Here is a 12,581-nt window from a genome sequence, read left to right as displayed (position 1 = left end):
CTCCTCTTTATTTTCCCCATAGCCACACACTCATTATCTTTTGAATCATTAGCTCTAATAGTTTAGGGAAGCACTTCATGTTGATTGAATTTTCTGATTTGATTAGCACTGGATCATATGAAGAGATAGCAAAAATTGATTATTCGTTATTCATGTATTTCTTTTTCACTTTGTCATATGCTCTTACAACTTGAGTTTCTGTATGGCTAGAAATTATTTTAGCCGGAATGCCTACAACAGTGACATTATCAGGTACGTCTTTGGTTACTACTGAATTAGCGCCAATTGCAACATTGTTGCCGATTTTGATACCCCCAAATATCTTTGCGCCAGGTCCTATGTACACATTATTACCGATTTTAGGAACCTGACCTTTATGAACTCCAATATTAACTCCCGAATGAATTTCACAATTCTTACCGATCCGAGCCTTCTTATTAACAATTACAGAACCACTGTGGGGTATCTTTAAGCCTGGACCGAAGGACACTGGATGTATTGATATCCCTAGCATGGATCCTACCTTTTTAAGTTTTCTCAATGACCTGTTATATCTCCACATGGAAAATGCACTATTTAATTTCTTAGTCTTTAAATACTCTGATTTTCTAAGTAGACGTTGGAAATAAAGTTCTGGATGCATTACTTTATAGCTGTACTTCCACTTTTTCAATTTTCTTGCTACTAAATCAGATTCTAGATAAATGTAATAATCGTCGCGATTCTTAATTGCCAAACTGCTCTCTCCTTGATGATAGGTTACTTTTTCACTTTACACTTTACGTTTTATCTCTAATTCCCACACGAAGAAAAAGCCAGTAGTAACTAGCCTAATACCTCTAGAATGTCTTCGTGCGGGGACAGAGAAATATAAATTACATTAGTTAATCTGTAACATCTCTTCTTTTTCCAAAATGCCTTTTAAATATCCAAGAAGTTCTTTCTTTAACTCTTCATTTTGTAATGCAAATTCTATTGTAGTTTGAATAAATCCTAATTTCTCTCCAACATCATATCTTGTACCTTCGAAATCGTAAGCGAAAACTCTTTGTATTTGGTTCAACTGTTGTATTGCATCGGTTAACTGGATTTCTCCACCAGCTCCAACCTCTTGTTGTTCTAAAAACATGAAGATTTCGGGTGTTAATATATATCGTCCCATGATCGCTAAATTAGATGGTGCTGTACCTGGTGAAGGCTTTTCTACAAAGTTAAGAACTTGGTAACAATTACCTTCTTTCACTAGAGGATCGACAATTCCATAACGATGTGTCTCATTTTCAGATACTGTTTGTACACCAATTACAGATGAAGAAGTTCTTTCATACTCATTTATGAGTTGTTCCAAACAAGGTGTTTCAGCTTGGACAATGTCATCTCCTAGAAGGACTGCAAATGGTTCATTTCCAATAAATTTACGAGCACACCATACTGCATGACCAAGACCACGTGGTTCTTTTTGTCTTATATAGTGAATATTTACCGTGGAAGATTCTTGTACCTTATCAAGTAAGTCATTTTTACCTTTTTCTAACAGATTCTGTTCCAATTCGACAGCGTGATCAAAATGATCTTCTATAGACCGCTTTCCTTTACCAGTCACAATAATGATATCTTCAATTCCAGATGCAATGGCTTCTTCCACTATATATTGAATGGTAGGCTTATCTACAATTGGCAACATCTCTTTTGGAATGGCTTTGGTTGCAGGTAAAAATCTTGTTCCGAGACCTGCAGCTGGAATAATAGCTTTTTTAACTCTCATCTTTTAGTTCTCCCTCTCTATTATATAAGTAAAATTGTAATGTTTTTTATCTTTCGCCTGGAAAAAGACCCAGATATTGTTCAGCTGTTATATAAACTTCGAATATGGTGGTATATTACTTTAGAATCTTGTTTTAGATTTCAAAAATATCCCCGGTATCTTAAACAAAATTGAGTATGGAAACTATAAACTATCTCGAATTTGAGATAGGTAACTCAACTTTTTTCACCAAATCATACAGGTGAGTCCTGAGGTAGCCGGGTAAACCTGCCATCCATGTAACAGTTGACTTTTCGGAAATTTCTTCGTTTGCATATTCGTCCTTCAAGGCATCTTAAAGAAACTCGATCAACTGCTGCAAATCGAGTTCGTTGACTTCATCACAAAAGTTACCCAATGTTGGCTTATTATCATGGAGATAACTATTAACAAAGGTGATTATTCGTGTTTAAAAAACTTATTGTCAAAGCAACGATGTTTCTATAGCAGAGAGTTTTGGTGGACTTCTGTAGAGTTCAAGTTTTCATGGTGAAAAACTTGTGTAGATAATATAAATAGCAAAATTTTTAGAGTATTTCACTATCATGATAATGCGATTTTTATTACCTTTCCTTATTAAGAATCATCAGACCCTAGTGATGATACCTATGTACTAGTTGTTCCAACTTACTAAAAAAACAAGTGTCTTTTTAAACATAAAATTTATTTTAACACATTTTTTACAATTAGTAACATTATTTTAATAAACATCATAATTGTAATATTAATTTCCTTGGAATATGAGTGAAAATCCTCCTTTTTTATTTGTTAGGGGATTTCTAATCACTTGGGAAATGCATGTAATATGAAATTCATTAGAATAACTGGTGATTAAGGACCTCCTAGTTTTTTGTAATGTCTGGCCAGCTTAGGTTGCTTTTTTGTTCAAATCTTAATTTATGTCATTATAGGAATGTTCACACGGTAGTTCTTCAAGTAAAGCAATAACGACTATCTAGGTGCCTCTATCCTAAAAACGCAGCATTCATCCTCAGGTAAAACTACAGTGATCTTAATATCATCACCTATGTAAACGGAATAGCCCGAGTTTCTTCCAATGACTAAAATCATGAAATCATCCTCCTTGAGGATAAATGGGGAATATAGACCAATCAGAATAATCTTTTTTTAAAATAGTCTACTGTTTTAAATATATAAATTAGAGATACAAATGAATTTTTTTATTAATACAAACAATAATTAAGCCCTTCTCGATTTAGAGAAGGGCTTTAACAATGGAGGAGTACCTTCGGGTAGGTAGGACAATAATAGAAGTATGACTAGTGAAAAGCGCTTAAACCTATTCATATCAGCTACTTATATATTTTGTTAATATAACAAATGATAAGTTAAAGGAGTGATCAAGTTGAAAGTGGAAGGTGTCTATACTTATTTATGTGAAAATTGTCCAACCTTGTTTGGCGTAGTATCTCGTTTGTCTGTTATGGAAGATAAGATTGATACACTGACGTGTCCCAAGTGTTCTAAGAAAGTAGCAGTTTGCATTGGAGAAGGGCATTTAAATTACATAACTCATGAAAGAAAGGAAGAAATAAAAAAGTGCGAAACGGACGAGATATCACAACTGCCAGAATTATTAACTGTCGAGCATTTGGCAGATTATTTAAAAGTTAGTGAAAGAACGGCTGATGAATACATGGGAAATCCCGATTTTCCTTTAATTCGTTTAAAAAGGTCCAAGAGGGTTTTCAGGGATGACTTTTTAGACTGGTTACGATCAAAGAAAGAATAAAACAGGAAGAAGTCGTTTGGAGATTGCATGGCTTATGGAAATTTTAATAAAAGCTGAGGTGCACATACTGCCAGCACCTTATTTGTATTTTCGATTGAAAAGCAACTAGCAATTTCGGTAAGATCTGATTTATTGAATTTCTGTCAGTCTGAAAACGATCCAGCAAAGCAAAACCACCTGATTTATGACAATTACCTTCTGCGTTCCTGCCTTCATTAAATTCATTTCCCCCCGACTACTTATCGTTAAGTTAATGATAGGAACTATTAACCAATCACCCATATATCCTACAGATTGTTATCATCCTGACGTAATCATAGGCAAAAATTTCTTGGATGATGGTCAGTCGCTAATTTTGAATTCCGTCTTCTTATAGATTATCCTCTATATCTATAGTAAAATGAGAATGATAATTACTATCAGTTAAGGAGAATTACTATTATGGGTGTACCTTTGTTAAAAGAAGAACTTCCGGTTGTTGATAAAATCTGGTCGCGAGATTTTATGATGATTTTCTTGGCTAACTTTTTTGTTTTTTTATCCTTTCAGATGACTACCCCGACCCTTCCGCTTTTTGTAAAAGAGCTTGGCGGAAATGAACGGTATATTGGGTTGGTTGCGGGCATGTTTTTATTTTCTGCCCTGATTGTCCGACCCTTTGCTGGACAGGCCCTGGAAACAAAAGGTAGACGTTTTGTTTTCCTGTTCGGTCTAGCTCTTTTGGCTGTAGCGATTGGCTCGTTTGGATTTATGATGAGTATTTTCCTTCTATGCGCCATAAGGATTGTACAGGGGATTGGCTGGGGATATGCGACCACGGCATCAGGTACGATTGCCTCCGATCTTATCCCAGCAAAGCGTCGGGGTGAGGGGATGGGATACTTCACTTTATCGGGTAATTTGGCGATGGCTTTTGGTCCTTCATTCGGGCTTTTCTTAGCGGATGTTTTAACCTTTCAACATTTGTTTTTATTTTGCGGAGTATTAAGCCTGGCAGCTTGGATCATGGCTTCAACAATCACTTATACAAAAGTAGATCATGCTCCTGCATCAGCTAAAACTAATCGGTTCGACATTTATGAAAAAAGCGCTGTTGCCCCGTCCGTTCTTGTTTTTTTTATTACAGTAACTTTTGGCGGGACTGCTACCTTCTTACCGCTTTATACGATCGAAAAAGGTCTGACAGGTATTCAAGGATACTTTTTTCTTTACGCTTTAGCGCTTATTTTCACTCGTATGTTTGCTGGAAAGATCTATGATCAAAAAGGACATCAAGCTGTCTTCATCCCGTCTACCCTTTTTATCGTAGTGGCGATGCTATTGCTGGCCTGGATGCCAAGTAACCTGATTCTGTATATGGCTGCTATTTTTTATGGGATTGGATTCGGGGCCGTCCAACCGGCTCTTCAAGCATGGTCTCTTGAACACGCTGCCCGAAACCGAAAAGGCATGGCCAATGCCACTTTCTACTCCTTCTTTGATCTTGGGATCGGTTTCGGTGCCATCCTCTTCGGACAAATCGGCTATCTGTTTGGGTATATAAGCATTTACATAATGGCATCAGTCTCTGTGGGGATTTCAATAGTGGCTTACTTATGGATTTTGCGAAAAATGAAGGAAGGATAAATGGAGGGACATCTTTATGGATGTTCTTTTTTTCTGAAAGCAGAAGTGATTTTGTAGAAAAGTTTATCGCATTCGCATCTGCACATTTTTTAACCCCATGTAAACTATGTAATGGTTTTATTAGTTTTAAGTAATGTTATTGTATTCCCTGTTTCCTTCCCTCTTTTTCGTTGTATGATAGAAAAAAAAGGAGTTTTGGGAATGATTATTCTGCAGTATATTGGAAGAGCTTTTTCATTCATGCATAAGGATATACCGGAAACTCATGTTAAATGCCATGTTTGTGCAGGTACAGGTGCTTACGATATTTATACGGATTGCCTTACCTGTAATGCAAAGGGATTAATCAGTAAAGTTGAGTATAATAGGAGGCTTGAAGAGGGTGAGATTTAAAGAATTTCATGAAGTCGATATATGTAAACCAGAAGCAATATTGGCTATTGTTTCTTTTTTTTGTCCCAAAACGGTGCCGTTTGCCCCTGACATTATAGGGTATTTTATTATCAGGGGGGATATATATGACAGCAATTACTCACATTGGTTTGGCTGTTCCTGATTTGGATGCGGCGATTAAGTGGTATGGGCAGGTGTTGGGATTCAGGTTATTGGCGGGTCCCTATTCGTTTGATTCGAGTGAGAACAATGAACATAATATGACGAATGATCTGCTTGGTGATGCTGTTAAAAAGATGCGAAATGCTCATTTGATGGCGGATAATGGAGTGGGGATCGAGCTTTTTGAGTTTGTGGAGCCGAAGATGCCTAAGGGTGAAAGTCACGGTTATGAGGGCTTTTTTCATATTTGCTTGATAACGGATGATATTGAAAAACTGGCTGCTGATATTGCTGCTTCTGGCGGTAAAAGGCGCAGCGATATATGGAATACATGGGAGAATAAGCCCTATTATTTAATTTATTGCGAAGATCCTTTCGGCAATATCATTGAGCTTTACAGCCGAAGCACGGAATTGATGTATGGAAATAAAGATTGATGCAAGAATGGGGCTGGGACATAAGTATTTCAGTCAACGATAAACCCGATCTATAAGCGGAATTTCCGACGAATAGATCGGGTCTTTATTGGTTCTTTTCCATAGATTTTGTTGCTTTTTGAATCCTATTTTTAAAAATCCAGCGTAATCGAGCGGAAGACGATCGACTACTAAGGGAAATAGAGGAAAGGCTGAGACCCCGCAGGCTTGCCGAGGAGGCTCCGCTTCCTCCCCGCGGAAAGCGAGTGTCTCTAGTGCAATGGAACGAACTTGTTCTTACAGCTTGAAGAATGATTCGTCTTTGAGGATGGTTTATTTAGTTATGTCCCAACCTCTGTTCCTGTTTTCCATCACTTTTTAACCGTTACTTTTCTTGATTCGCTTACGTTTTTCGCTTTGTCTTTGGCATAGGTATATAGGTTCTGCCCGGCTTTTTTCTTGGGGATTTTAACCGAGAATGTGCCTTTGGCCGTTGCTGTGGCAGAGCCGATCACTTTACCTGATGCTTTGATGGAGACGGTGGAGCTGGCTTCTGCCTTGCCGGTTACTTTTGTTGTTTTTGTCGTTACTGTGTTGACCGTAGGTTTACTTGGTGCTGTTTTGTCTGCGACGGTCACGGTTTTGGTCGAGCTTATATTTCCTGCTTTATCGGTTGCTGTAACGGATAGGACTTTTCCGGCTTTTTGTTTTTTTGACATCGTTACGGTGAATTTCCCTGCGCTGTTGGAATTTGCTTTGCCGAGAGCCGTACTGCCTGTTTTGACGGTGACGGAAGAGCCCGCTTCCGCTTTGCCGGTTACCTTGACAGTATTGTCACCTACCGTATTGACGGACGGTCTTGCAGGAGCCGTTTTATCTGCCACTTTAAATGAAACCGGTATACTTTTATTTCCCGATTTATCGATGACCCTAGTGGAGATCGTCGTGCCGGCTGTTTGTTTTGCGATAGTCGCTGTAAACGTCCTTTCACCGTTGATCTTCACTGTGGCGAGTTGTTTGTTAGCGGTATAAATGGAGACGGTCCCCGTTTTGAAATCGGTCGGGATTTTCCCATTGATTTTGGTATCCTTATCGGAAATCGCGGTCACGGACGGCTTGGTCAGCGTCTTCATCTCCAGTGCTCTTTTGGCATTGACCCGCCCGTTTCCATAATATATATCCTTCCCTTTTGCACCTAGGTCCACGGCTGAATCATAGAGGCGGTATTCGACCTCCGTTTTGTTAAGTTTGGGCTCATTCGACCAAATCAGTGCCGCTACACCCGCCACCATCGGCGTGGCCATCGATGTTCCGCTCATCCAGCCGTATTTACCATAAGGCAAGGTTGAAAGGATATCATCTCCAGGGGCCGCGATATCGACTGTTGAATGGTAGTTGGAATAGCTGGGACGCTTGTCGCTTGAGTCAGTGGCAGCAACGGAAATGACGTGGCTGAATGCCGCTGGGTACACACGCTGTACATTTTTTCCCATGTCCCCTTCATTCCCGGCAGCCGCAACGATCAGTACGCCTTGTTTATAGGCTTCTTGGACGGCTTTGTTCAAGGCCTCCGAATAACTGGTGTCCCCTAAACTCATATTGATGATGTTTGCCTTTTGCTGTACAGCATAATGTATCGCCTCAATGATATCGGCAGTATTGGCATACTCTCCTTCAAAAACGTTAATCGGCAGCAGTTTAATGTTCGGGGCAACACCCGTTCCGCCTATGCCGTTGTTCGCAGAACCGGCAATGATGCCAGCGATATGCGTTCCATGCGCCCCTTTTGGCAGGATATGTTTCCGATTGTTTATCGTATCATAGGCATTGACGATCTTCCCCTTTAAATCTTCGTGGTTGCGATCGATGCCGTCGTCAATGATGGCCACCATTATTTCTTTTGATCCCATTGATTTTGTCCACGCTGCATTCGTACCAAGCTTTTTATGATGCCACTGGTCTATGTAGGCTGGATCGTTCGGGCTGTCCATCTTCTTGAAAAGATAGTTTGGTTCCGCATACTCCACATTCTTCTGGTCTTCAAGTTCTTCGATCAAGTTGTCTGTCGTTTCCCCTTTAGGAACCTCCACCTTTTCTATCAACTCGTTGATCGGCTCATCGTTCGTCTCTTTATACTTGACGATGATACCATCAGATTGCGGCGTCTCTTCTGCTGAAGCAGAATCTGGCTTGTAGATTGGAAGAATCATAAACAGCAAGAATACCGGCAGTAAAACCTGAATAAGTTTGTGCATACAATCACTCCAAAAAATATGATTAAGAATAGCTATGGATGAATTTTGATCATGAACCCATTCTACTATTATCCTTAACTAGATTGTATACCGTGTGATATGGTTTTACTAACCTTTTTATCTAGTTAAAATAGCTTATTTAAAAAACAAAAAACCGCTATAAAGCGGTCTCCGTTTGTCGACAAAAATGGGTTCTTTCTAATTTTAAACCAAAAAGCGGTTGACTGTAGACAAACTTGATAATAATTGATTACTTTAAAATTTGCACTTTGATTTCCACTCCAGGCACTCGCTTTCGCAGTGCATTCGCGCCTGTGGGGTCTCCCCTGGACTCGCTTTTCCCGCAGGAGTCTCGTACCTTCCGTTCCAATCAACTTATTCAGATAAAAACACTTTTGTCTAAAAAAGGGGCCGAAGTATCTCACCCGAATCCTTTTTTAAAAGAAGACTTGTTTATCCTTCATGTTTTTTACTTTTTATATGGATGAAACACTAGATTGAAGAAATTCGCGGCGCTCCTGCCGAATTACTGGCTAGCCGAGACCCCCACAGGCGCTTGCTTTGATGGGGCTTAGCAGGCAGTCGGCGGAAAGGGAGCGGATTTCTAAAAATCAAGCTGGAACTTTTTTTATAAAAAAACTGCAGGGAAACTCGAAATTCATCGAGTTTCCCTGCAGTCTCTAAACCGCCATAAAGCAATTTAATGTCCTCCCAAGTAGGCATTCTTGATTTCTTCGCTTGCGGTCAGTTCCTCTGATTTGCCTGATAGGACAATTCGGCCGGTCTCGACAACATAGGCTCTGTCCGCGATGGATAATGCTAAGTTGGCATTTTGTTCGACCAGCAGAATCGTTGTACCCGTTTTGTTGATTTCTTCGATGATATGAAAGATTTGCTTCACCAATAGTGGAGCAAGTCCCATGGATGGCTCGTCCAATAACAGAAGCCGGGGCTTGGCCATGAGTGCCCTGCCCATTGCGAGCATTTGCTGTTCCCCTCCGGAAAGGGTGCCGGATTGCTGTTTCAGGCGCTCTAGCAAACGCGGGAATAATTCATAGACTTTCTCCATATCCTGCTTGATGCCTGCCTTATCCTTGCGTAAATAAGCACCAAGCTGAAGGTTTTCTTCTACAGTCATGTTGGCAAAGACCCGCCGGCCTTCAGGGACATGGGAGATGCCCATTTTCACGATGGATTGTGCTGCCTTTCCACCGATGGATTGCCCTTCGTATATGACCTTCCCTTGTTTTGGTTTTAATAGGCCGGAAATGGTTTTCAGCATCGTGCTTTTCCCGGCTCCGTTCGCCCCGATCAAGGTTACGATTTCGCCTTCGTTAATAGAAAGCGAAATTCCTTTCAAGGCTTGAATGTTTCCGTAATAGACGTTGATGTCCTCGATTTTTAACATTATGAAACCTCCTCGCCCAGATAGGCCTCGATGACTTTTGGATTGTTACGGATTTCCTCTGGCTTTCCTTGAGCGATCAGTTGTCCGTGATCGAGTACATATATGCGTTCGCAAACACCCATGACGAGCGGCATATCATGTTCTATCAATAATACGGTCAAATCAAATTTCTCACGGATGAGGGCAATCAGGTTCATGAGCTCATGCGTTTCCTGAGGGTTCATCCCCGCAGCCGGTTCATCCAGCAAAAGCAGTTTCGGGTTGGCTGCAAGTGCCCGGGCGATTTCCAAACGTCTTTGTTTACCATATGGCAGGTTCTTCGCCTTTTCATCCTTATATTGATCAAGGTTGAAGATCTTCAGGAACTCAATCGCCTTTTCATCCATTTCCTTTTCGCCTTTAAAATGGATCGGCATGCGGAAGATCGAACTTAAAATGCCATGCTTAGAAAGCGAATGATAGGCAACTTTTACATTATCGATCACGGATAATTCACTGAATAAGCGAATGTTCTGGAATGTCCGGCTGATCCCTTTTTGCGTGATTTTATATGGAGGCAGTTTTCTTAAGTTCTCACCTTCCAAAGAAATCGTGCCCTCTGTCGGAACGTAAACTCCTGTCAGCAAGTTAAAGAAAGTTGTTTTTCCAGCGCCGTTCGGACCAATCAAGCCAATTAGTTCCCCTGGATATAACTCGACGTTCACATCAGAAACGGCTTTGAGCCCCCCGAACTGGATGCCGACCGAATCGACTTTAAGCAGCGGTGTTTTTATTTTTTTCATGGCTGCTTCCTCCTTTACGTTTGAACATGGATGTTATTTCTTTAGTCCCCATTAAACCTTGTGGACGATAGATCATCATCACGATAAGCACAAGACTGTAGATGATCATTCGTGTTTCCGGATAATCCTGCAGGAAAGTCGTGATAACCGTCAGTAATATCGCGGCCAATACGGCACCGGAAAGACTTCCAAGACCGCCAAGTACGACTAGGATCAAAATATCGAATGATTTCAGGAATCCGAAGTTCGATGGCTGGATGATATAGAAGTTATGAGCGTAAAGCCCCCCAGCAATACCGGCAAAGAAAGCACCGATCGCAAACGCGACAACTTTGTAATAGGTCGTATTGATTCCCATCGAATCGGCAGCCGTCTCGTCCTCACGGATCGATATGCAGGCCCTGCCATGGGTCGAGCTAGTAAAGTTCCGGATGACGATGATCGTAATGATGACGGAAGCGAATACCCACGGCCAAGTGGTCAAATGGGAAACCTGCATGCCGCTCGCCCCGCCGACATAATCAATATTCAACAGCATGATCCGGACGATTTCCCCAAAACCAAGGGTCGCAATCGCCAGATAGTCACCTTTTAAGCGTAAGCTTGGAATTCCGATGATCAAACCTGCCAACGCTGACGCCAAACCGCCAACTATCAATGCCGCATAAAATGGCATTTCCAGCTTCATCGTCATAACGGCTGAAGCATAGGCACCGACTGCCAGGAATCCCGCATGTCCGATCGAGAACTGCCCGGTTATCCCGATGATCAAGTGCAGGCTCGCTGCCAGAATGATGTTGATCCCGATGAACATGAGCGTATTTTGATAAAAAGGATTTAGCGATCCGCCGCCGATTAACACTTGAACTACGGCGAAAAAGATCAATGATAGTGAAATCGAGAGCCAAAAACCTTTTGCTCGCTTAATTGTAGTCATTGCTTTGTCTCCCCTATACTTTTTCTTTTTTGTTTTTACCGAATAAGCCTTGTGGCATGAAAATCAAGATAAGAATCAGTACGACGAAGGCTACGGCATCACGCCATAATGAGTAACCGGCGGCACTGACCAAAGCTTCGATGACACCTAGCAATAGGCCACCGACCATCGCGCCCGGTATAATCCCGATCCCTCCAAGTACGGCGGCAACGAATGCCTTCAATCCCGGAAGCACACCCATGAGCGGTTCGATCTTAATATAATAAATACCGAAAATGACGCCTGCTGCCCCAGCCAAAGCGGAACCGATTGCAAAGGTGGCAGAAATCGTGTTATTGACATTAATCCCCATCAGCTTAGCTGCATCCGCATCGAAGGAAACGGCACGCATCGCTTTTCCTATTTTTGTTTTATGAACGATGATTTGAAGGATGATCATCAGGACTACCGCCACTCCAAAAATCAAAACCGATTGGCTATTGATGGAAACTCCAAAAATATTGAACTTGTCTGTCGGCAATACATCATTCGGATAAGCTTCCGGCTGTGCACCGCGGACGTAGATGAATCCGTATTCGATCAAAAGGGAAACACCGATGGCTGTGATAAGTGCGGCAATACGTGTTGCGTTACGCAATGGCTTGTACGCGATACGCTCGATCAATACCCCAAACAGCGCACAGACCGTCATCGAGATTAAGAGGGCGGGCAGAAATGACAGATCCAATACCGTTATCGAGTAAAACCCAACGAATGAGCCGACCATGAATACATCGCCATGTGCGAAGTTTATCAATTTGACAATCCCGTAAACCATCGTGTATCCGAGAGCGATAAGGGCATAAATACTTCCTAGTGAAACCCCGTTTATTAACTGTTGTATCAATTCCATGTTCGACTCTCCTTGAAAATCTATATTTTATAAGTGATAAGTCCAGGCCCTTCGCTTTCCTCTTAGGGGATGTTCAGCGAGCTGGTATGCTTGAAAAATGAGAATTCGCCAGCACCTTCTTAATGAATGAAGGGCCGGCGAAAGGGTTGGAGT

12 protein-coding genes are annotated in these 12,581 nt (G+C 41.3%); 4 read left to right on the top strand and 8 right to left on the bottom strand.

The annotated features are described in order from the left end of the window. Nucleotides 1-139 precede the first annotated feature (139 nt). From IOC57_RS01420 to IOC57_RS01410, 3 genes are all read right to left on the bottom strand, one after another. Complete coding sequence (locus IOC57_RS01420) at nt 140-736, bottom strand: serine O-acetyltransferase (RefSeq protein ID WP_286184419.1); 597 nt, start codon at nt 734-736, stop codon at nt 140-142. A gap of 144 nt (nt 737-880) precedes the next feature. After that, entirely contained in the window at nt 881-1,765 is an 885-nt protein-coding gene (gene galU / locus IOC57_RS01415) for a UTP--glucose-1-phosphate uridylyltransferase GalU (protein WP_207437033.1), read from the bottom strand. Nucleotides 1,766-2,755: 990 nt separating this feature from the next. Beyond that, nucleotides 2,756-2,875, bottom strand: a complete 120-nt coding sequence (locus tag IOC57_RS01410) for a carbon storage regulator (RefSeq protein WP_207437032.1) — start codon at nt 2,873-2,875, stop codon at nt 2,756-2,758. Nucleotides 2,876-3,176: 301 nt separating this feature from the next. Here IOC57_RS01410 and IOC57_RS01405 point away from each other — a divergent pair, with 301 nt between their 5' ends. The 4 genes from IOC57_RS01405 to IOC57_RS01390 all read left to right on the top strand — a co-directional run bounded on the left by IOC57_RS01405 (nt 3,177) and on the right by IOC57_RS01390 (nt 6,175). Beyond that, nucleotides 3,177-3,557, top strand: coding sequence for a helix-turn-helix transcriptional regulator (locus tag IOC57_RS01405; protein ID WP_309487655.1), 381 nt, complete (start codon nt 3,177-3,179; stop codon nt 3,555-3,557). A gap of 441 nt (nt 3,558-3,998) precedes the next feature. Further along, nucleotides 3,999-5,183 (top strand): MFS transporter, encoded by a 1,185-nt coding sequence (locus IOC57_RS01400; RefSeq protein ID WP_207437030.1) that lies wholly within the window; start codon nt 3,999-4,001, stop codon nt 5,181-5,183. A gap of 201 nt (nt 5,184-5,384) precedes the next feature. Then, nucleotides 5,385-5,576, top strand: a complete 192-nt coding sequence (locus IOC57_RS01395; RefSeq protein ID WP_207437029.1) for a hypothetical protein — start codon at nt 5,385-5,387, stop codon at nt 5,574-5,576. A gap of 125 nt (nt 5,577-5,701) precedes the next feature. Beyond that, nucleotides 5,702-6,175, top strand: a complete 474-nt coding sequence (locus IOC57_RS01390) for a VOC family protein (RefSeq protein WP_207437028.1) — start codon at nt 5,702-5,704, stop codon at nt 6,173-6,175. Nucleotides 6,176-6,525: 350 nt separating this feature from the next. Here the strand turns inward: IOC57_RS01390 and IOC57_RS01385 are convergent, their stop codons facing one another. The 5 genes from IOC57_RS01385 to IOC57_RS01365 form a co-directional block, all read right to left on the bottom strand. After that, nucleotides 6,526-8,409: a S8 family serine peptidase gene (locus tag IOC57_RS01385; protein WP_207437027.1), complete on the bottom strand. Its 1,884-nt coding sequence runs from the start codon at nt 8,407-8,409 to the stop codon at nt 6,526-6,528. 700 nt (nt 8,410-9,109) lie between these two features. Beyond that, nucleotides 9,110-9,817 carry an ABC transporter ATP-binding protein gene (locus tag IOC57_RS01380; RefSeq protein ID WP_207437026.1) on the bottom strand — a complete coding sequence of 236 codons (708 nt, stop codon included), beginning with the start codon at nt 9,815-9,817 and terminating at the stop codon, nt 9,110-9,112. Next, nucleotides 9,817-10,599, bottom strand: coding sequence for an ABC transporter ATP-binding protein (locus IOC57_RS01375; RefSeq protein WP_034308746.1), 783 nt, complete (start codon nt 10,597-10,599; stop codon nt 9,817-9,819). The genes IOC57_RS01380 and IOC57_RS01375 overlap by 1 nt, the downstream gene beginning before the upstream one ends. Beyond that, a complete protein-coding gene (locus tag IOC57_RS01370; protein WP_207437025.1) occupies nt 10,571-11,536 on the bottom strand; it encodes a branched-chain amino acid ABC transporter permease in 966 nt (321 codons plus the stop codon). Before IOC57_RS01370 ends, IOC57_RS01375 begins: the two co-directional genes overlap by 29 nt. 13 nt (nt 11,537-11,549) lie before the next feature. Then, entirely contained in the window at nt 11,550-12,428 is an 879-nt protein-coding gene (locus IOC57_RS01365; RefSeq protein WP_207437024.1) for a branched-chain amino acid ABC transporter permease, read from the bottom strand. Between the last annotated feature and the right edge of the window lie 153 nt (nt 12,429-12,581).

Source organism: Bacillus sp. SD075, from assembly GCF_017355165.1.
GTDB lineage: Bacteria > Bacillota > Bacilli > Bacillales > DSM-1321 > Peribacillus.
The sequence above is the reverse complement of the archived record's forward strand: the minus strand, read 5'-3'. Positions and strand labels throughout refer to the sequence as shown.